12 protein-coding genes are annotated in these 20,879 nt (G+C 73.9%); 10 read left to right on the top strand and 2 right to left on the bottom strand.

Annotation, left to right across the window (positions count from 1 at the left end):
* Position 1: 1 nt before the first annotated feature.
* The 10 genes from I4J89_RS33325 to I4J89_RS33280 all read left to right on the top strand — a co-directional run bounded on the left by I4J89_RS33325 (position 2) and on the right by I4J89_RS33280 (position 10,518).
* Positions 2-688, top strand: coding sequence for a transmembrane-type terpene cyclase (locus I4J89_RS33325; RefSeq protein WP_444876224.1), 687 nt, complete (start codon positions 2-4; stop codon positions 686-688).
* A complete protein-coding gene (locus tag I4J89_RS33320; RefSeq protein ID WP_196418121.1) occupies positions 673-2,082 on the top strand; it encodes an FAD-dependent oxidoreductase in 1,410 nt (469 codons plus the stop codon). The genes I4J89_RS33325 and I4J89_RS33320 overlap by 16 nt, the downstream gene beginning before the upstream one ends.
* Positions 2,079-3,686 carry an ABC transporter substrate-binding protein gene (locus I4J89_RS33315; RefSeq protein ID WP_196418120.1) on the top strand — a complete coding sequence of 536 codons (1,608 nt, stop codon included), beginning with the start codon at positions 2,079-2,081 and terminating at the stop codon, positions 3,684-3,686. The genes I4J89_RS33320 and I4J89_RS33315 overlap by 4 nt, the downstream gene beginning before the upstream one ends.
* The gene (locus I4J89_RS33310; RefSeq protein WP_196418119.1) at positions 3,687-4,664 is read left to right on the top strand and encodes an ABC transporter permease; all 978 of its coding nucleotides are present in this window, start codon (positions 3,687-3,689) and stop codon (positions 4,662-4,664) included.
* Positions 4,661-5,509 carry an ABC transporter permease gene (locus I4J89_RS33305; protein ID WP_196418118.1) on the top strand — a complete coding sequence of 283 codons (849 nt, stop codon included), beginning with the start codon at positions 4,661-4,663 and terminating at the stop codon, positions 5,507-5,509. Before I4J89_RS33310 ends, I4J89_RS33305 begins: the two co-directional genes overlap by 4 nt.
* Positions 5,506-7,200, top strand: coding sequence for an ABC transporter ATP-binding protein (locus tag I4J89_RS33300; protein WP_196418117.1), 1,695 nt, complete (start codon positions 5,506-5,508; stop codon positions 7,198-7,200). Before I4J89_RS33305 ends, I4J89_RS33300 begins: the two co-directional genes overlap by 4 nt.
* Complete coding sequence (locus I4J89_RS33295) at positions 7,197-8,159, top strand: glutathione S-transferase family protein (protein ID WP_196418116.1); 963 nt, start codon at positions 7,197-7,199, stop codon at positions 8,157-8,159. The genes I4J89_RS33300 and I4J89_RS33295 overlap by 4 nt, the downstream gene beginning before the upstream one ends.
* A gap of 98 nt (positions 8,160-8,257) precedes the next feature.
* The gene (locus I4J89_RS33290) at positions 8,258-8,896 is read left to right on the top strand and encodes a hypothetical protein (RefSeq protein WP_196418115.1); all 639 of its coding nucleotides are present in this window, start codon (positions 8,258-8,260) and stop codon (positions 8,894-8,896) included.
* Positions 8,897-9,022: 126 nt separating this feature from the next.
* Entirely contained in the window at positions 9,023-9,862 is an 840-nt protein-coding gene (locus I4J89_RS33285; RefSeq protein ID WP_196418114.1) for a metallophosphoesterase family protein, read from the top strand.
* Positions 9,859-10,518 (top strand): 4'-phosphopantetheinyl transferase family protein, encoded by a 660-nt coding sequence (locus I4J89_RS33280; protein WP_196418113.1) that lies wholly within the window; start codon positions 9,859-9,861, stop codon positions 10,516-10,518. Before I4J89_RS33285 ends, I4J89_RS33280 begins: the two co-directional genes overlap by 4 nt.
* 55 nt (positions 10,519-10,573) lie before the next feature.
* Here I4J89_RS33280 and ccrA read toward each other — a convergent pair whose 3' ends face one another.
* The gene (ccrA, locus tag I4J89_RS33275; RefSeq protein ID WP_196418112.1) at positions 10,574-11,812 is read right to left on the bottom strand and encodes a crotonyl-CoA carboxylase/reductase; all 1,239 of its coding nucleotides are present in this window, start codon (positions 11,810-11,812) and stop codon (positions 10,574-10,576) included.
* Entirely contained in the window at positions 11,809-20,865 is a 9,057-nt protein-coding gene (locus tag I4J89_RS50100; RefSeq protein ID WP_309238573.1) for an SDR family NAD(P)-dependent oxidoreductase, read from the bottom strand. The genes ccrA and I4J89_RS50100 overlap by 4 nt, the downstream gene beginning before the upstream one ends.
* Positions 20,866-20,879 lie beyond the last annotated feature (14 nt).

Here is a 20,879-nt window from a genome sequence, read left to right as displayed (position 1 = left end):
GATGACCCTGGCGGCCGAGCTGCCCCCGGTGATGGATCCCCGCCAGCACGCCGACGCGCTGGTACCGACCGTCGCGTTCGCGATCGTGGGCATCTGCACCTTCGCCGTCTACATCATGATGCTGCGCCTCGAGATCAAGGAGAAGGTGCCGGCCATCCCGGTGCTCGCGGTCTGCGCCAACGTCGCGTGGGAGATCACCTACGCCTTCATCTACCCGATCTACCCGCAGATGCGGATCACGCTGTACTTCTGGATCCCGCTCAACCTGGTGATCCTCTTCCTGGCCGTGAAGTACGGCCGCCGGGACTTCCCCACGGTGTCCGGCCGGGGGTACGGCTGGCTGATCGCCGGCTGGAGCCTGTTCGCCCTCACCTTCATGCCGCTCGCCACGCGTGAGTTCGACGACCGGCTGGGTGTCTACACCACGGTGTTCGTCGTCGTCTTCATGGAGGCGATGTTCATCAAGATGCTCCTGACCCGTGGATCCACGGCGGGCCAGACCATGTACATCGCCATCCTCAAGACGGTCGTGGACGTGTCCGGCGCCATCGGCTTGATCATCTTCTATCCGAACCGCTGGCTGGTGCACCAGATGATCGCCGCGGAGGTGGTCCTCGACATCGTCTACATCGTCCTGCTCTACCGGCGCTTCCGAGCGGAGGGCGCATCACCATGGCGGAAGATCTGACCGGCCGGCGCGCCCTGGTACTCGGCGCCGGCATGGCGGGCAGCCTGACCGCTGCCGCCCTGACACCGTTCTTCGACCGGGTGACCCTTGTCGAACGCGACCACCTGACCGGTGCGGGCACCGACCGCCGGGCCGGCCTGCCGCAGGCCGGCCACGCGCACCTGCTCCTCGGCTCCGGCGCCCGCTGGATCGACGCACTGCTGCCGGGCACGACACAGGCCCTGTGCGACAGCGGGGCGCACCGTCTCAGCATGCCGGCTCAGGTGCACACCCTGAGCCCGCACGGCTGGCTGCCCGCCATCCCGGAGATTCAGTTCCTGCTTAGCGGCACCCGGTCACTCATCGATACGGTAGTCCGGGAACGGCTGCTCGCCGGCGGCCGGATCGAACTGCTGACCGGGACGGAGGTGGCGGGGCTGATGGGCGACGCGACCCGGGTCACCGGCGCCCGGCTGCGGGACCGCACCACCGGCGCCTTCCGCGACGAGCCGGCCACAATGGTCTTCGACGCGACCGGTGCCACCTCGGCCGCGATCGCCTGGCTCGCCGAACTGGGTACGGCCCCGGTGGCCACCACGGTCGTGGACGCCGGCGTCGGGTACGCCACCCGCACCCTGCGGCTGCCGGACGCGTGGCGCCGGCTCGGAGCGATCTATCTACAGGCCGACCCGGACGGCTCCGGCCGCGGTGGTGTGCTGCTGCCCGTCGAGGACGACCGCTGGCTGCTCAGCCTCTCCGGCGTACGGGGCCAGAACCCGCCGACCGACGAGCCCGGCTTCGACGCCTTCGTGGCGAGCCTGCGGCACCCCGTCCTGGCGGAGGCGCTGGCACAGGCCACCCCGATCGGCCCGATACGCGGATTCCGCAAGCTGGCCAACCGGTGGCGCCACTTCGAAGGGCTGCGCCGTGGCCCGGAGGGTTTCGTGGTGCTCGGCGACGCGGCACGCTCCTACAACCCGGCGTACGGGCACGGCATGTCAGTGGCCGCCCGCTCCGCGAACGTGGTGCGGGAGATGATGGCCCGCCACGGATCCGCGCCGGACCTGACCCGCCGCCTCCAACGCGCGGTGGCGGGGTGCGCCGACGACGCCTGGGCCATCGCCTCGGGTCAGGACGCCCGCTACCTCACCGACACGCGACCCGGGCCGGTTGAGCGTCTGCAGCGGTGGTACACGAACCGGCTGGGCCGGGCCGCGGTGCACCGGCCCGCGGTCACGAAGGCGCTGCTCCAGTCCTTCACCCTGGACGCACCGGCCGGCCGGCTGCTGGCGCCCCGCATCGTCGGCAAGGTGCTGACCACCACCGATTCGCCGCCCCCACCCCCACCCTTTCCCCCGGAGGCGATGCCCCAGCGTCTCCCCCGCGACCCCGCCACCGGGAGGAAGACATCGTGAGACTCGGCATCCGTCGTCCGGTACGCGCGCTCGCCATACCGGCCGTCGCCGCACTGATCCTCGCCGGGTGTTCGGCACCGTCGGAGCCGAGTGGCGGCTCCGCCACGCCACGTCCCGGCGGCACGCTCACGCTCGCCACCGACAGCGATCCGGGCTGCCTCGACCCGCATCAGTCGCCGGCCGCCGCCGCCCTGCTCACCGGCCGCGGCGTCGTCGACTCGCTGGTGGCTCAGGATCCCGGGAACGGCGCCCTGGTCCCGTGGCTGGCCGAGTCGTGGACGGTGGACCCGCGCGCCACCGCATACACGTTCACGCTGCGCACCGGCGTCACCTTCAGCGACGGGTCACCGGTCGCCCCGGCCGCGGTCAAGGCGAACTTCGACCGGATCGCCGACCCGGCCACCAAGTCCCTGCTGGCGGCCGGGATGCTGGCCGGTTACACCGGCACCACGGTGTCCGGCGACCGGACCGTGGTCGTGCGGTTCAGCCGGCCCAACGCGGGATTCCTCCAGGCGGCGTCCACCGCGTTCCTGGGCCTGCAGGCGCCGGCGTCGTTCGCGGCGGGACCGCAGGCCACCTGCCGCACGATTGTCGGTAGTGGACCGTTCACCGTGGCCGAGTACGTCCCGCAGCAACGAATCGCGCTCGCGCGCCGCGCCGGCTACCGGTGGGCTCCCCGGTTCGCCGCGCACCAGGGCGACGCCTTCCTGGAGAAGGTGGTTGTCACGATCGCCTCGGACAACGGAGTACGCAGCGGCAGCCTGCGCAGCGGCCAGATCGACGCGGCCGGCGCCGTGGCACCGCGGGACGCCGTCGCGCTCGAGCGGGAGGGATTCCCGGTACACCGGCGTGAGCAGGCCGGCATCGCTTACAGCCTGTTCGTCAACAGCGTCAAGGAGCCGTGGGACGACGTCGCGCTGCGCCGGGCGGTGAGCCGGGCGATCGACACGGCGCAGATCGTGAAAACCCTCTACCAGGACCGATACACCCGGGCCGGCAGCGTGCTGACGCCGACCACACCGGGGTACCTGGCGACGTCGACGCAACCCACGGCCACCGAGGCGGCCCGCATGCTCGACGCGGCCGGCTGGCCGGTCGGTGCCGACGGCATCCGCTCCCGGGCCGGGAAACGGCTGTCGCTGCGGTGGAGCTACGTGTCACCGGCCCGGGAACAGCGGGACCTGCTCGCCCAGCTCGTGCAGCAGCAGCTGCGGGCGGTCGGCGTGGAGGTGCTGCTCGACCCGGCGCCGGTCGGCGACGTGATCGCGAGTCAGAGCCGCGGGGACTGGGAGATGAGCGACATCAGCTTCCTGCGCGCCGACGCGGACGTGCTGCGTACCGTGCTGCAGTCCTCGGCCGGAGGCCGTCCGCCGATCATCCCGGACGGCACCCTCGCCGACGCTCTGGCGGCCGGCGCGGCGACCACCGAACCCGCCGTCCGGGAGGACAGCTACCACCGGGCACAGCAACGGATCGCCGAGCAGGCCCTGGCCATTCCGGTCTACAACCCGACGTACCTGCTGGCGGTGAACAAGGCGGTGCGCGGGATCGCATTCGACGCGCAAGGGTTGCCGCAGTTCTACGACACCTGGGTGGATCGGTAGATGAGGCGGCCCCGGCCGGGTGACCGGTCCGGGATCCGGTGGCGGATGTTGCGGCGCCGGCTGTACGCCGCGGTGCCGGTACTGCTCGGGGTGGTGACCGTGGCGTTCGGCATCGTGCACCTGATCCCCGGCGATCCGGTGCAGATCATGCTGGGCACCGGCGGCGCCTTCGTCGATCCGGAGCGGGAGGCGGCCCTGCGCCAGGAGCTGCGTCTGGACCGTCCGCTGCCGGATCAGTACCTGGCGTTCCTGGCGGCGCTGTTCCGGGGCGATCTCGGCCAGTCCCTGCAGACCGGTGAGCCGGTCACCGCGCTGATCGCCGAGGCGGCCGGGCCGAGCCTGGCCCTGGCCGGCACCGCACTGCTCCTCGGCCTGCTCCTGGGTGCCGGCGGCGCCGTGCTCGGCCAGCTGACCGGGTCGCGCGTGCTGCGGGCGGTGCTGTCGCGACTGCCCGTGCTGGCGATGTCGCTGCCGGCCTACTGGGTGGCGACGCTGCTGCTGCAGATCTTCTCGTTCCACCTCGGCCTGGTTCCGGCCCTGGGCAGTACCGGACCGCGCGCCACCATCCTGCCGGCCGTGACGCTGGCGCTGCCGCTGGCCGGCGTCATCGCCCACGTGCTCGGTTCCGGTCTGCGCACCGCGGAGCGCGAGTCGTACGTGCTCATGGCGCGCGCCAAAGGCGCCACCCGGACCCGCGTGCTGTTACGGCACATGCTGCGCAACACCGCGGTACCGGTGGTCACCCTGACCGGAACCACGGTGGGCAGTCTGCTCGGCGGCGCCGTCGTCGCGGAGACCATCTTCGGGCGGCCGGGGCTGGGCCGATTGATCGTCAACGCGCTCCAGCACCACGACTACCCGGTGCTCCAGGGCATCGCCGCGTTCCTCGGTGTCACGATGATCCTGATCAGTCTGCTGGTCGACGTGCTCTACACGTACCTCGATCCCCGGGTCGTCTCGACGGCGGTGTGGCGATGACGCTGCTGGCGGCGTTGCAGCGCCGCCCCGACGCCCCCCGGCGGCGAATGCCGCCGGCCACACTGATCGGTTCCGGCCTGGTCCTGCTGACGGTGCTGGCCTGCGTGGTGATGCCGGACCTGCTGGCCCCGCATCCGCCGGACGCGGTGGCGCCCGACGCGGCACTGCTGCCTCCCGGGCACGGTCATCTGCTCGGCACCGACGAGCTCGGCCGGGACCTGCTGAGCCGGATCATCCACGGCAGCCGCCTGTCCGTGCTGGTCGGCGCCGCCGCCACCCTCCTCGCCCTGGTGGCCGGCACGCTCGTCGGGCTGGTGGCCGGCCTGTTCGACGGCGCCGTCGACGCGGTGCTGATGCGCTTCGTCGACATCATGCTCGCCTTCCCGGCGTTGCTGCTCGCCCTCGGCGCGATCGCGGTGCTCGGCAGCTCACCCACCCGGCTGGCGATCGCGGTGGGCGTCTCCAACATCGCCACGTTCGCCCGCCTCGTCCGGGGCGACGTCCTGCGCGTGCGTACCCGCCCGTACGTCATGGCGGCGACGGTGAGCGGGGTGCGGCCCGCCGGGCTGCTCCTGCGCCACGTGTTGCCCAACATCGGCGGGCCGGCACTGTCGCTGGCCGTGCTCGGCTTCGGTGTCGCCATGCTGGAGTCGTCCTCGCTCAGCTTCCTGGGCTTCGGTCCCCGCCCGCCGGCGGCCGACTGGGGCATGCTCGCCGCGGCCGGCCGGGCCAACCTGGCGGAAGCCTGGTGGCTAAGCACCTTCCCGGGCGTGGCCGTGGCCATCACCGTGCTCGCCACCACGGCGCTCGGCCGCGCGGCCCAGGATCGGCTGGCGGTGCAATGACGGCGGAGCCCCTGCTGCGGATCCGCGGCCTCACCGTGTCGTACCCCGCCGCCGGCGCGGAGATCCTGACCAGCGTGGATCTCGACGCGCCGGCCGGCACCACCGTGGCCGTCCTGGGTCCGTCCGGGTCCGGCAAGAGCACCCTGGTGGCCGCCATCACCGGCCTGCTGCCCCCGGAAGCGCGGACCGGCGGCGAGATCTGGTTCGACGGTCTCGCCCTGCACCGGATGGACGAGGCAACCCGGCGCCGGCTGCGCGGCCGGCGGATCGGCACCATCCCGCAGGACCCGGCGGTCGCGCTCAACCCGGTCCTGCCCATCGGCGTGCAGGTCGCCGAGGCGCTGCTGATCCACGGTCTGGCCGGGCGGGCGGAGGCCGGTCGCCGGGCCATCGGCCTGCTGCGGTCCGCCGGGCTGCCCGACCCGGAAAGCGTGGCGGCACGCTACCCGCACGAGCTCTCCGGGGGTATGCGCCAGCGTGCCCTCGCCGCCGCGGCCCTGGCCGCCGAACCCGAACTCATCCTGGCGGACGAGCCGACAAGCGCCGTCGACGTGGTCGCGCAGGCCGGCGTTCTGGATGACCTCGCCGCCGTCACCACCGGCACCGGGCGGACCCTGATTCTGGTGACCCACGACGTCGGTCTGGCGATCGAGCGCGCCGAGTGGGGTGTCGTGATGGCCGCCGGCCGGACCGTGGAAGCCGGCCCGATCCGGCGGCTGGCCTCCGCCGGCGAGCATCCGGTCACCCGGTCCCTGATGGCGGCGGCGCCCCACCTGCGTACCGCGCGGCTGCGACCGGGGTCGGCGGCCTTGCCGCCGGCCCGCGCGCAGGGGCGCCAGGAGAAGCGTGGCCGGCCCGCTGAGCTGCTGCGGCTGGACCGGGTGAGCCGGATCTACCCGCCGGCCCACCGGGCCGACGAGCCGGTGCCGGCCCTCGACGGCGTCAGCGCGGTCGTCCACCGTGGCGAGACCCTGGGTGTGGTGGGTGAGTCCGGCGCCGGCAAGTCCACACTGGCCGCGCTCGCGCTGCGGCTCACCACGCCCACCGCCGGCCGGGTGCTGTTCGACGGCGCGGACCTGGCCGGGCTCCGCGGTGCCGGCATGCGCGCCTTCCGGCGCCGCGCGCAACTGGTGTTCCAGGATCCGTACGCGGCCCTGGATCCACAGATGAGAGCCGGTGACGCGATCGCCGAACCGGTACGCGCGCTACGGTTGACCGGCCGGTCGGAGCGCGCGGCGCGGGTCCGCGAGGCCGCCGACCTCGTGCACCTGCCCGTCACGCTGCTGCGCCGGCGACCACGGGAGCTGTCCGGCGGCGAGTGCCAGCGGGTCGTCCTGGCCCGGGCCTTCGTGGTCCGGCCGGATCTGTTGATCTGCGACGAGCCGGCCTCGGCGCTCGACGCCGCCGTGCAGGCCCAGATTCTCCAGCTGATCGTCGACGTACAGGCCGAACTGGGACTCGGCTGCCTGTTCATCTCGCACGACCTCGGCGCGGTCCGACAGGTGGCGGACCGGGTACTGGTGCTACGGCACGGCCGTACCGTCGAGGAGGGCCCGGCCGCCGAGACACTGGAGAAGCCGTCACATCCCTACACCGTGGCGCTGGTCGCCGCCGCCCCCGGGCGCCGGAATCCGCCGCCACCCGCCGTCTCCCCCGCAGCTACCGTTCCCCCAGGAGGTATCCACCCATGACTGTCAGCCCACGTGCCGCATCGCCGGCTGACTTCGACGAGTTCGGACCCTACCTGCCCAAGAACCGGGCCGGTGAGGTGCTGCAACGCACCGATCCGGCGTTCCGCGGGCGGATCACCGCCGACGGTTCCAGCGGCTACCCGGCCGAGCCCGGGCGCTATCACCTGTACGTGGCCGCGCCGTGCCCGTTCTCCCAGCGCTCCACGATCGTGCTGCACCTGAAGGGCCTGCGGGACGCGGTCACCATCTCGGTCGCCGACCCGCTGCGCGACGGTCGCGGGTGGGCGTTCCGCGAAGGCCAGGGACACGGGCTGGACGAGGTGAACGGCTTCGCCTTCCTCTCCGAGGCGTACCAGGCGACCGATCCCGACTACGACAGCCACGTCTCGGTGCCCGCCCTCTGGGACCGCGTCACCGGCCGGATCGTCTGCAACGACTACCGGACCCTGAGCACCGACCTGGCCACCGCGTTCGACAAGTTCGCCACCAACGAGATCGACCTCTATCCGGAGGAGTCGCGCGCCGAGATCGACGAGTTCCACGAGTTCCTCTTCACCCGGGTGCACGACGGCCCGTACCGGTGCGGCTTCGCCCGGAACCAGGCGGAGTACGAGCGGGAGGTCAGCCGGTTGTTCGAGGCGCTCGACCAGCTCGAGGAACGGCTGGCCGACCGCCGGTACCTGTTCGGGGACCGGCTCACCGAGCCCGACATCCGGTTCTACGTCACGCTGGCCCGCTTCGACGCGGTCTACTTCACCCACTTCAAGGCGAACCTGCGCCGGATCGCGGACTACCCACGGTTGCGCGTGTACTTCCGGGACCTGTACCGGATGCCCGCGTTCCGGGAGACCACCGACTTCGGGCAGATCAAGAACCACTATTTCCGTACGCACCCGTGGCTGAACCCGACCGGCATCGTCCCGGCCGGCCCCCTGCTGGACTCCCTGGTGAACGACTGAACGGCGACGGCATAGGCGATATCGAGGTCTTTGTGGCTGCCCTGTCCCATCCGGGCGCGAATGCCTAACGTAGCCGGCAGTCAACCAGGGAGTAACGCATGCGACGTACTTTTGTGGCGCTGGCGCTCGCAGCCGCCGCGGTCTTCCTCGCGCCCGGGCCGGCGGCCGCGTCGGCCCCCACGCCCGACCAGTCGTGCGGCACACTGCGCCTGACCGGCAGCTCGCCCGCCCCGCCGGCCGGCAAAGCCGTCCGCCAGTCGGTCACCATCGGCCCGGACTGCCAGGTCATCACCGGTCCCGCCAAGGTCGTCGCCGCGTCCCCGGCGGCGCGGACGGCGGCCGCGGCGCCGTTCCACACCTACTCCCAGATGTACGACTGCTGCGGCATCGTCATGACGGCGCTCTACACCGACAGCACCGCGACCACGGCCGGCGGCCAGGTGACCTCGTCGTCCTCGACGCGGTCCACGCACAACAACCGCGAACCGTGGAACGCCGGCTGGTCATTGGTGTCGGCGACCGGCAGTGGTGGCTGCGCCGGCGCGTGCCCCGCCGCCGAGTACAACCACCACGCCGAGTTCTCCTACCAGGGCATCTTCGACGCCACCGGGAACTGGTACTACAACGTCCACGACTCCAAGGTCGTGCTGAACGGGGACGGCACCGCCCGCTGCGAGCAGAGCGTGACGCTGCGGCACTCCTTCATCGGCTGGAACTGGGTCCACGGCTGCGGGTGACCACAGCTGTGCGGCCGGGCCCGGGGCGAGCGTCCCCTCACGCTCGTTCCGAGCCCGGCCTGCTCCACCGACCGATGAACGTGGCGCTCAGCAGCGCGCTGTGGCAAACGGGAAAGGGAACCGCCGGTGCCTGGACGGGGATCGCTCTTCGCCATCAGTGACCTGCATGTCTCGTACGCGGACAACCGGGCTCTCCTGGACCGCCTGGAACCCGAGTCCGACGACGACTGGCTGCTCGTCGCCGGGGACGTCGCCGACCTCTTCGAGGACGTCGAGCGGACGCTGCGCCTGCTGCGCAGCCGGTTCGGCACGGTCGTCTGGGCACCCGGGAACCACGAACTCTGGTCCCATCCGCACGACCCGGTCCAGCTGCGCGGCGAGCCGCGGTACCGGGCGCTGGTGCGGATGTGCCGGGACAACGGGGTAGTCACACCAGAGGACCCCTACCCGGTCTGGACCGGTGCCGGCGGTCCGGTCGTGGTGGTCCCGCTGTTCCTGCTCTACGACTACTCGTTCCGTGCCCCGGGGACGCACACCAAGGAGGAGTCGCTGCGCAAGGCGTACGACGCGGGTGTGGTCTGCACCGACGAGGTGCTGCTGCATCCCGACCCGTACCCGGATCGCGAGTCGTGGTGCTGGGACCGGGTCGCCCTCACCGAGCGCCGGCTCGCCGCGATCGACCCGGCCCGGCCCACCCTCCTGCTCAGCCACTGGCCGCTGGTGCGGCAACCGACCGACGTGCTGTGGCACCCCGAGTTCGCGCAGTGGTGCGGCACCGAGCGCACCGCCGACTGGCACGTGCGCTTCCGGGCCGTAGCGGCGGTCTACGGCCACCTGCACATCCCGCGCACCACCCGCTACGACGGGGTGCATTTCCAGGAGGTGTCGCTCGGCTATCCCCGCGAGTGGCGCCGGCGTGCCCAGCCACCCCGGCTGCTGCACCGCATCCTCGGCGAGAAACGATGATCGAGCAGTTGCTGCCCCGGGGCGTCGTGGCCGTCGAGGCGTTCGCCGACCACCCGGACGAGGAGGCCCATCCGGGCGAGGCGGACCTGATCGCCAACGCCGTCGAGAGCCGCCGCCGCGAGTTCATCACCGCCCGGCGGTGCGCCCGCGAGGCGCTGCGGCAACTCGGCCGTCCCCCGGCGCCGATCCGCCCCGGCGAGCGCCGCGAGCCGCAGTGGCCGCCGGGAGTCGTCGGCAGCATCACGCACTGCGCCGGCTACCGCGGCGCGGCCGTGGCGCCGGCCACCGACATCGCCGCGGTCGGCATCGACGCCGAACCCCATCTGCCCCTGCCGGACGGAGTGCTGGACGCGGTCACCGCGAACGGCGACGCGGAGCAGCTCACCGGCCTGGCCGGGCAGCACCCCGCGACCCACTGGGACCGGTTGCTGTTCAGCGCCAAGGAGTCGGTCTACAAGGCGTGGTTCCCGCTCACCCGCCGGTGGCTCGGGTTCGAGGACGCGAGCCTGACCATCGACCCGGGTACGCGCGCGTTCACCGCGCGGATCCACGTTCCCGGCACCCGCCGTGACGGGGGCCCGGAACTCACCGAACTGCACGGCCGCTACCTCGTGACCGCAGGGCTCGTCCTAACCGCGGTGACGATCCCGGACTAGCCCAACCTGAGTGCTGTCTCAAGACCCGCGAGACAGCACTCAGGTTGGGCCTGGTTTAGAGGGTGGTCATGCCGGCGCGGGGCGCGTTGATCAAGGCCGCGAGGTTGCCCGGCGGCTGCGCGTTGTCGAGCATCAGCTGGTGCGCGTAGCCGATCTCGTCGAAGGATCCGAGCCAGGACAGGCAGGGGTCGATGCGGCCGGCCGCGACCAGCGCGGTGATCGCCCGGCACTCGGCCACGTTGGCGAAGTGCGAGCCCTGCAACCGCTTCTGCCGCATCCAGAGGAACCGCAGGTCGACGTCGGCGTTGTAACCGCTGGTGCCGCCGCAGATGACCACCATGCCGGCGGTGTCGCACAGGTACATGGAGGTCGGGATGGTGTCCCGGCCGGGATGCTCCAGCACGATGCGCGGGGCGCGCCGTTCGCCGAGGACCTCCCAGAAGCGTTGACCGACCCCGCGGGCCTGTTTCAGCCAGGTGCCCATGGCGGCGTCGTCGCCGATGTCCGGCAGCCGGCCCCAGTGGTCGAACTCCCGCCGGTCGATCACCCCGGCCGCGCCCAGCCGCAGGCAGTGTTCCCTGCGGTCGTCGCTGGAGACGACGGCGACCGGGATGCCGCCACGCTCCCGGACGATCTGGATCGCCATCGAGCCGAGCCCGCCCGCTCCGCCCCAGATGAGCACCGGGTCGCCCGGCTGGACGACGTGCGGCGGCCAGCCGCAGAGCTGGCGGTACGCGGTGGCCCCGGTCAGCAGGTAGGCGGCCGCCGCCTCCCAGGTGAGCTCCGGCGGCTTGGCGTGGCACTGGTACTCGTCCACGACGGTGAACTGGGCGAAGGCGCCGTAGTTCTCCTCGTACCCCCAGACCCGCTGGGTGGAGGAGGTCATCGGGTCGGCGCCGGCCCGGATGTCGGCGGCCGACTCCTCCCACCGGCAGCCGGAGAGCACCACGTGGTCACCCGGTTTCACCTGGCGGGCGCCCTCGCCGACCGCCCACACCACCCCGGACCCCTCGGAGCCGCCGATGTGGAACCCGGTGCTGTCGTGCCGGCTGCGGGCGGCGATCACGTCGAGGGGCTTGCCGAGGGCGGCCCAGACGTTGTTGTAGTTGACGCCCGCGGCCATCATCATCACCATCACCTGCCCGGGCCCGAGCGGCGGGACGTCGACCAGCTCGGTGCGGAACGCGTCGGTCGGCGGGCCGTACCGTTCCGGCCGGATCACCGAGGCGTACATCTGGCGGGGCACCACGCCCAGCGGCGGGATGTCCCCGAGTTCGAAGTGGCCGGCCGTCATAGTGCGCCTCCCCGTTGGTTGAGCCAGTCGTGCACGGCGCGTGCCGTGTCACCGGCGTACGTCTCGAGCATCGTGAAGTGGTCGCCGGGAACCGTGAGAGTGGTCGCGGCGGTGGGCCAGCCGGCCCGCCAGTCGCCGTCACCGGTTCCGCCCGGCATCGGGTCCGTGGCACGAACCAGCAGGACGGGCGCGCAGATCGGCGCCGGCGTCCAGTCGAAGTGCAGATAGCGGGCCATCGCGGTGAGCCACGCGTCCCCGCCGGAGCCCGGGCCGTCGCCGGCCATCCGTTCCTGCCGTGCCAGCAGGCCGTGCAGCACCTGCGGGATCAGCTCGCCGAGAAGCTCGCCGGTGTCGGGCCGGTAGGTGTCCAGCAGCACGACGGCCCGGGGCCGTTCGCCCCACCGCTCGAGTTCGGCGGCGACGGCGTGTGCCACCAGGCCGCCTGACGAGTAACCGGTCAGGACGAACGGCTCCCCCGCGGCGTGCCGGAGAGCGGCCTCGGCATGCGCCCGCACCAGCACCTCGCGGGTGGCGGGCAGCGGTTCGCCGGAACGGAAGCCGGAGTGCGGCAGGACCGACACGCCGCGCAGCTCGCGCAGCCCGGCGGCGAACCGGGCGTACTGGTGCGGCCCGGACTGCCCGACGATCGGCGGCAGGCAGATCAGGGTGGGTGCGGCGCCACGGGCCAGGCGTACCGGGCCGGGGCCACCGGTCGCGGCACCGGGGGTCGCCAAGGCCGCCCGGAAGTCGGCGAGCGGGCGCAGGGAGGCCACGAATTGCGGTACCCGGCCGGCGTCCACCGCGGAGCGGAACAGCGGCCACAGCCCGGTCGCGTGTTCGCCGGTGTCCCGCGCCGGGCCGGCCGGTGCGCGCTCCGGTTGTAGCTCGGCCAGCAGGAAGCCGGCGAGCGCGGCCGGCGTGGGATGGTCGAAGACGAGTGCGGGCGCCAGCCGCAGACCGGTCGCGGCGGACAACCGGTTCCGCAGTTCCACGGCGGTCAGCGAGTCGAAGCCAAGCTCCAGGAAGGCGCTGGTGGCCGTCACGGTGCCCGGGTCGTCGTGGCCGAGGGCGGTGGCGGCCTGTGCGCGTACCAGAGAAAGCATTTCGGTCTCCTGCTGTGCCGGCGGCAGACCGCCCAGCCGGCGGCGCAGCGCCGTTCCGCCGTCGGCGGCGACCCCGGCCTGATCCACCCGCCGGCGGGCGCTCGCACCGGTGAGGCCGCGCAGCAGCGGCGGCAGCTCCGCGCCCTGCGCCCGCAGGGCCGGCCGGTCGAACCGCACCGGTACCAGGACCGGCTCGTCGCGGCCCAGCGCCGCGTCCAGCAGGGCGAGACCCTGATCGGCGGCGAGCGGCAGGATGCCGCCGCGCGCCATCCGCCGCAGGTCGGCCTCGGTCAGCTCGGCCATCCCGCTGGCCGGCGCCCACAGGCCCCAGGCGAGCGAGGTGCCGCACAGCCCGTGGGCGCGGCGATGTCCGGCGAGCGCGTCCAGGAAGGTGTTCGCCGCCGCGTAGTTGGCCTGACCCGGACCGCCGAGCACCCCGGACGCCGCCGAGAACAGCACGAACGCCCGCAGCCCGGTGGTCAGCTCGTGCAGGTTGACCGCGCCGTCGACCTTGGGCCGCAGCACCCGCTCGATCTGTTCGGCGGTCTGCGCGACCGCCAGACCGTCGTCGAGCACGCCGGCGGTGTGGAAGACGGCGTCCACCGGGTGGTCCGCCAGGATCGCGGCCAGGGCAGCGCGGTCGGCCACGTCGCACGCATGCAGGGTCACCTCCGCGCCGAGGGCGGTCAGCTCGCCGACCAGGTCGGGCGCCGCACCGCCGCGGCTGAGCAGCAACAGCCGGCGTACGCCGTGCGCGGTGACCAGGTGCCGCGCCACCAGCCGGCCGAGCGTGCCGGTGGCGCCGGTGACCAGGACGGTGTCGTCCGGGTCGAGTGCGGGCACGGTCAGCACCACCTTGCCGACGTGCCGTGCCTGGCTCAGGTGGCGCAGCGCGGCCGGTGCCCGGCGCACGTCCCACCGGTTCACCGGCAGTGGCCGCAGCGCGCCGCTCGCGAACCAGCCGAGCAGCGTCCGCAGCAGTTCACCGAGCCGGTCCGGGCCGACCTCGTTGAGGTCGAACGCCCGGTAGGTGACCCCGGCGGGCATGGTCGCCGGGTCGCGCAGGTCGGTCTTGCCCATCTCGAGGAACCGCCCGCCGCGCGGCAGCAGCCGCAGCGACGCGTCGACGAAGTCACCGGCGAGCGAGTTGAGCACCACGTCGACGCCCTGCCCGCCGGTGGCCTGCCGCAGGTTCTCCTCGAAGTCCAGGTCGCGCGAGGAGGCGATCCGCTCCGGCGGGAGGCCGGCCGCGCGCAGCACCGGCCACTTCGGCGGGCTGGCCGTGGCGTAGACCCGGGCACCGAGGTGCTCGGCGATCTGCACCGCTGCCGTACCGACCCCGCCGGTGGCGGCGTGGATCAGCACCGACTCGCCGGCACGCAGACCGCCCAGCTCGACCAGGCCCAGGTAGGCGGTGAGGAACGCGACCGGCACGGTGGCCGCCTCGGCGAACGACCACCCGGCCGGGATCGGCGCCAGCACCCGGTGGTCGGTGACCGCCACCGGGCCGAAGGCGCCGCACTCGGCGAACAGGCCGAACACCCGGTCGCCGGGCCGCAGCCCGGGCACGTCCGGCCCGGTCTCCAGGACGACGCCGGCGCCCTCGCCGCCGAGCAGTGATCGCTGCGGGTACAGGCCGAGGGTGATGAGCACGTCGCGGAAGTTCACCCCGGCGGCGTGCACGGCGACCCGGACCTGGCCGGCGGCGAGCGGCGCGTCCGCCTCCGGGGCCGGCGCGAGCACCAGGTCGTCGACGCCGGTCCCGTCCGTACCGGCGACCTCGACCCGCCAGGCCGCGACGCCCGATGGCGGTTCGAGCACACCGGTCGCGGCGTGCGGCGCCACCCGGGGGACGTACGCGACGCCGTCCCGGACCGCGACCTGCGGCTCTCCGGCGGCCAGCGCGGCGGTCACCACGCCCGGCAGACCGTCCATCTCGTCCACGTCCAGCACGGTGATCCGCCCGGGATTCTCGGTCTGCGCCGAGCGCAGCAGTCCCCAGACCGGCGCGTACACGAGATCGGTGGCCGCCTGGTCGCCGACGGCCACCGCGCCCCGGGTGACCACCAGCAGGTGGGAGCCGGTCTCCAGCGCCGCGCGCACAATCCCGAACACCCGGTGCACTGCCTCGTGCACCGCCGCGACGTCCGGAACCCCGGTCGTGGTGCCACCGACGGCAGCGACCGTGACGTCGGGCTCCGCGTCGTCGTCCGCGGCGAGGCGGACCCCGGCCGCGAACAGGGCGGCACCGGCGCCCAGGTCGTCGTCCGCGACCGCCCACGGCTGTTCCGGCCGGCCACCGGTGAGCGGCATGGCGACCCATTCGACGCGGTGCAGGGCATCGGTGCGGTACGCCCGGGCGGCGCCCAGCAGACCGGCGGTGATCTCCCGGGTGGTCAGCGCCTCGATCGAGGCGACCGGGCGGCCGCCCTCGTCGGCGACCTGCACGGCGAGCCGCCCGGCGCCGGACGGGACCAGCCGGACCCGCAGCGCGGCCGCACCGGCCGCGTGCAGCCGCGCACCGGTCCAGGCGAACGGCAGCCGGGGCGGCCCGGAGTCACCGGCGGCCACGGCGGCGTGCAGGGCGGCATCGAGCAGGGCGGGGTGCAGGCCGTACCGGGCGGCGTCGGCGTGCAGGGCCTCCGGGAGGCGTACCTCGGCGAATATCTCCCCGTCCCGGTGCCAGACCCCGCGCAGGCCCTGGAACGCCGGGCCGTACTGCTGGCCCGCCGCCGCGAGCCGGTCGTAGAGGCCGTCGACCGGCACCGGCTCGGCGTCCGGCGGCGGCCACGCGGCCAGGTCGAAGGCGGAGACGTCCGGATCGGCTCGTACGGTGCCGGTGGCGTGCGTGACCCACTCGTCGCCGTCGGCGGGCCGGGAGTGCAGGGACAGCGGCCGCTCTCCGGACGGGGTGGCCGCGCCCACAACGGCCTGGATCTGGACAGTGCTGCCGGCCGCCGGTGCCAGCGGGGTGTGCAGGATCAGCTCCTCGACGCGGTCGCAGCCGGACTCGTCGGCGGCGCGCAGGGCCAGTTCGAGCAGCGCCGTGCCGGGGACCAGCGGGGTGCCCCGGACCGCGTGGTCGGCCAGCCACGGCAGGTCCCGCGCGCTGAGCCGGCCGGTGAGCACCCGGTCGCCGGTGGTGGCCGGAGCGACCACCGCGCCGAGCATCGGGTGATCGGCCGCGGTCAGGCCCGCCGCTGCCACGTCGGCAGCGCCGCCCAGTCCGGCGGACAGCCAGTAACGGCGGCCCTGGAACGGGTAGGTCGGCAGGGTGGTCCGGCGGGCGCCACTGCCCGCGAAGGCCTTCGCCCAGTCCACGTCGACGCCGTGCGCGTACGCCTCACCGGCCGAGGTCAGGAACCGTTGCAGGCCGCCCTCGTCGCGGCGCAGCGAGCCGCACACGGCGACCTGATGCCCGGCCGCCGCGGCGGTGGCCTGCAGGCCCAGCGTCAGCACCGGGTGCGGGCTCATCTCCAGGAAGACGGTGTGCCCGGCGGCCATCAGGGCGCCGGCGGCCGCATCGAAGCGGACCGTCCGGCGTACGTTGCGCCACCAGTACCCGGAGTCGAGCTCGGTGGTGTCGATCCGCTCGCCGGTGACCGTCGAGTAGAAGTCGGCGGTACCCGCCCGCGGCTCGATGCCGTCGAACGCGGCCTCGAGCCGCGGGCGCAGCGGTTCCAGATGTGCGGAGTGACCGGCGCCGTCGGCCTGGATCCGGCGGGTCCGTACGCCCTCACCGGCCAGCCGGTCGAGCAGGTCCTCGACGGCGTCCCGGTCGCCGGAGACGACGATCGAAGCGGGCCCGTTGACGGCGGCCACGGTGACCCGGCCGTTCCACTGTGGCAGCCGGGCGACCAGGTCGTCGTACGGCATGAGCACCGAGCCCATGGCACCCGCGCCGGACAGCCCGGTCAGTACCGCGCTGCGCAGGGCGGCCATCCGGGCGGCGTCGGCCAGCGGAAGAGCGCCGGCCACGCACGCGGCGGCGATCTCGCCCTGGCTGTGCCCGATCACCGCGGCCGGTTCGACACCGTGCGCCCGCCACAACTCGGCGAGGGACACCATGACGGCGAACAGCAGCGGCTGCACGACGTCGGTCCGGGTCATCGGTGGCGCGTCCGGCTCGCCGCGCAGGACCTCGAAGAGCGACCAGTCCACGTACGGGGACAGGGCGGTGGCGCACTCGCGCATCCGGGCGGCGAAGACCGGTGCGGTGTCCAGCAGTTCCAGGGCCATGCCGGGCCACTGGGAGCCCTGACCGGGGAAGACGAACACCGGCCGGGTCGCGTTGTCCAGCACGGTGCCGCTGACCAGGTCGCCGGTGGCCTCGTCGCGGGCCAGCGCCCGGAGCGCGGACGGCACCCGGCCGGGGTCGGCGGTCACCAGGACCGCGCGGTGCGGCAGGTGCGCCCGGGTGGTGGCGAGTGAGTACGCGTGGTCCACGGTGGGCTCGCTTTTGCTGATCTCGTCGCCGAGCCGGCCGGCCAGGGCACGCAGGGCCTCCGGGGTGCGAGCCGACAACACCCAGGGCAGCGGGCCGGCGTACGCGGCAGGCGGTTCCGGCTCCGCCTCGGCGACGGCCTCCAGGATGACGTGGGCATTGGTGCCGCTGGCACCGAACGACGAGACCGCGGCGCGGCGCGGGCGGCCGGGGTCCGGCCAGGCGACGGCGTCGGTCAGCAGGCGTACGGCGCCCGCCGACCAGTCGACGTGCGGGCTGGGCCGGTCGACGTGCAGGGTGGCGGGCAGCACACCGTTCCGCATCGCCTCCACCATCTTGAGCAGCCCCGCCATGCCGGACGCGGCCTGGGTGTGCCCGATGTTCGACTTCACCGAGCCGAGCCACAGCGGACGGTCGTCGGGCCGATCGCGCCCGTAGGTGGCCAGCAGCGCCTGCGCCTCGATCGGATCACCCAGCCGGGTACCGGTGCCGTGCGCCTCCACCGCGTCCACCTCGTCCGGTGTCAGCCCGGCGTTCGCCAGGGCCTGCCGGATCACCCGCTGCTGTGCCGGGCCGCTGGGCGCGGTGAGGCCGTTGCTGGCGCCGTCCTGGTTGATCGCCGAGCCGCGCAGCCGGGCCAGCACCGGGTGCCCGTGCCGGCGCGCCACCGAGAGCCGTTCCAGCAGCACCATCCCGGCGCCCTCGGACCACCCGGTGCCGTCGGCCGCGGCGGCGAACGGTTTGCACCGGCCGTCCGGGGCGAGCCCGCGCTGGCGGCTGAACTCGACGAACGGAAGCGGTGTCGGCATCACCATGACGCCGCCGACCAGGGCCTGCTCGCACTCGCCGTGCCGCAGCGAGCGGGCCGCCAGGTGCAGGGCCACCAGCGACGACGAGCAGGCGGTGTCGATGGTCAGGGCGGGGCCTTCCAGCCCGTACGTGTAGGCGAGCCGCCCGGAGATGATGCTGGTGGCGTTGCCGGTGAGCAGGTAGCCGGCGACGCCGTCCGGCAGCTCGGTGAGGTCGGCGCCGTAGCCCTGACCGGCCGCGCCCACGAACACGCCGACCTGGGTGCCGCGCAGGGCCGTCGGGTCCATCCCGGCCCGTTCGAAGACCTCCCACGAGGTCTCCAGCAGCAGCCGCTGCTGCGGGTCCATCGCGAGCGCCTCGCGCGGGTTGATGCCGAACAGGGCGGCGTCGAACCGGTCGGCGTCGTCGAGGAAGCCGCCCTCGGTCGCGTAGCTGGTGCCGGGGTGGTCGGGGTCCGGGTGGTAGAGGTTGTCGAGGTCCCAGCCCCTGTCGGCAGGGAACGGCCCGATCGCATCCATGCCGGCGGCCACGAGCCGCCACAGGTCAGCGGAGGACCGGACGCCACCCGGGAACCGGCAGCCGGTGGCGACGATGACGATCGGGTCGTCGTCCTCGCTCACGGCCGCGACGGGTGCCGCCGCCGGCCGGTCACCGCCGGCCAGTTCGGTCTCGAGGTGTCGGGCCAATTGCGCGGCGGTCGGATGGTCGAAGACCACGGTGGCCGGCAGCCGCAGCCCGGTCGCGGCGGACAGGGCGTCGCGCAGCTCCACGGCGGTGAGCGATTCCAGGCCCAGCTCCCGCAACGGCCGGTCGGGGGCGACAGCCGAGGCGGAGGGCAGTTGCAGGACCGCCGCGACGTGCTCCCGGACGACGTCGAGCGGCGGGCGGTCGAGGCGGGGCGCGGCGGCCACCGGGGCCGGGTCCGGCACCAGGTCGGCGATGAGCGGGCGGGGCCGGGCCAGGGTGTAGGAGGCGGCGAACCGTTCCCAGTCGACGTCGGCGACCACTCTGGTCGCCGACCCCGAGCCGACCGCCCGGCGCATGGCCTCCAGCGCTGCCGCGGGCGCCATCGGGATCAGCCCGCCGCGGCGCAGCAGCTGTTCCGCACCGGCGGCCATGCCACCGCCCGCCCACGGTCCCCAGGCGATCGAGGTGGCAGCGAGCCCGCGGGCGCGGCGGCGTTCGGCGAGGGCGTCGAGGTGGGCGTTGGCGGCCGCGTACCCGGCCTGCCCGGCGCTGCCCCAGATCCCGGCGACCGAGGAGAAGAGCACGAAGGCGTCGAGCGGTACGCCGTCCAGCAGCTCGTCGAGCAGGTCGGCGCCGAGCGTCTTGGCGCCGAGGACGTCCGCGAGGGCGCCGGGGTCGCTGATCGGTGCCGGCCGGCTGGTACCGGCCGTGTGGATCACCGCACTCGGTGGGTGCTCCGCCAGCAGAGCGCTGAGGAACGCCCGGTCGGTGACGTCGCCGGCGGCCACGGTCACCGTCACGCCCTGTGCGGTGAGGTCGTCACGCAGGGCCTCGGCGCCGTCGGCGGCGAGCCCGGAACGGCTGGTGAGCACGAGATGGCCGGCTCCGTTGGCGGCGAGCCAGCGGGCCACGTGCGCGCCGAGGGCGCCGGTGCCGCCGGTCACCAGGACGGTGCCGCGAGGTGTCCAGGACTGCCCGTCCGGCTCGGTGTCGACCCGGCTGAGGCGCCGGACGAAGGTGCCGCCGGTGCGCAGCTCGTACTGGTCTTCGTCGCCCGGCGCGGCCAGGACGGCGGGAAGCCGGTCCCAGGCGCCGTCGGTGACGTCGACGAGCCCGCCCCAGCGGTCCGGGTGTTCCAGGCCGATCACCCGGCCGAGTCCCCACAGCTGGGCCTGGAGCGGGTCGCGGACCGCGCCCCGGGTCACGATCCACAGCGGTGCGCCGAGGTCAGCGGTCTCGGCCGGGCCGAGCAGGGAGATCACCCCGTCGGCGGGGGTGCCCGGCTGGTACGGCCGCACGTCCGCTCCGGCCGCGGACAGTGCCCGGGCGACCGGCTCGTACGCCTCGGCGCCCGGCGCGGCGATCTGCCAGACGCCGTCGATCGTGACCGGGGCCGGGTCGGGCACCGGCCGCCAGGTGACGTGGTAGTGCCAGCCGGCGTCCGCGGGGCGGGCCGCAGCCGGGGTGAGCCAGTAGCGTTCACGCTGGAACGGGTACGTCGGCAGGGGCACCGGCTGCCGCTGCGGAAGCACCCGGGCCCAGTCCACCGCGACGCCGCTGGTGTGCACCCGGGCCAGCGCCGACAGCACCGTCTCCACCTCGTCCCGGCCGCCGCGCGAGGCCGGCACGAACAGCCCGTCGCGGCTCTGGCCGGACAGCACCCCGTCCGGGCCGACCTCCACGAAGGCGGACACCCCACGCCCGGTCAGCAGGTCCAGCCCGGCACCGAAGCGGACCGTCTCCCGCACGTGCCGCACCCAGTAGCCGGCGTCGTACTCGCGTACCAGCTCCCCGGTCAGGTTCGACACCACCGCGATGCCCGGACGCTCGTACCGGATCCCGGCCGCCACCTCGCCGAACTCGGCCAGCATCGGCTCCATCGCTGCCGAGTGGAAGGCGTGCGAGACGTTCAACCGGCGCACCCGCCGGCCCCGCGCCCCCCACGTGGCCGCGACCTCCTCGATCAACGCCTCCGGCCCGGAGATCACCACCGAGTCCGGGCCGTTCACCGCCGCCACCGGCA

Source organism: Actinoplanes aureus (assembly GCF_015704865.1).
GTDB classification, from domain to species: domain Bacteria; phylum Actinomycetota; class Actinomycetes; order Mycobacteriales; family Micromonosporaceae; genus Actinoplanes; species Actinoplanes aureus.
This window is presented reverse-complemented; position numbering and strand designations above follow the sequence as displayed.

Excerpts from the sequence above, each read along its gene's own strand:
- I4J89_RS33290 (WP_196418115.1), top strand. The coding sequence starts at position 8,258 with ATGCGACGTACTTTTGTGGCGCTGGCGCTCGCAGCCGCCGCGGTCTTC.
- I4J89_RS33310 (WP_196418119.1), top strand. The coding sequence starts at position 3,687 with ATGAGGCGGCCCCGGCCGGGTGACCGGTCCGGGATCCGGTGGCGGATG.
- I4J89_RS33305 (WP_196418118.1), top strand. The coding sequence starts at position 4,661 with ATGACGCTGCTGGCGGCGTTGCAGCGCCGCCCCGACGCCCCCCGGCGG.
- ccrA (WP_196418112.1), bottom strand. The coding sequence starts at position 11,812 with ATGACGGCCGGCCACTTCGAACTCGGGGACATCCCGCCGCTGGGCGTG.
- I4J89_RS33295 (WP_196418116.1), top strand. The coding sequence starts at position 7,197 with ATGACTGTCAGCCCACGTGCCGCATCGCCGGCTGACTTCGACGAGTTC.
- I4J89_RS33280 (WP_196418113.1), top strand. The coding sequence starts at position 9,859 with ATGATCGAGCAGTTGCTGCCCCGGGGCGTCGTGGCCGTCGAGGCGTTC.
- I4J89_RS33300 (WP_196418117.1), top strand. The coding sequence starts at position 5,506 with ATGACGGCGGAGCCCCTGCTGCGGATCCGCGGCCTCACCGTGTCGTAC.
- I4J89_RS33325 (WP_444876224.1), top strand. The coding sequence starts at position 2 with ATGACCCTGGCGGCCGAGCTGCCCCCGGTGATGGATCCCCGCCAGCAC.
- I4J89_RS33320 (WP_196418121.1), top strand. The coding sequence starts at position 673 with ATGGCGGAAGATCTGACCGGCCGGCGCGCCCTGGTACTCGGCGCCGGC.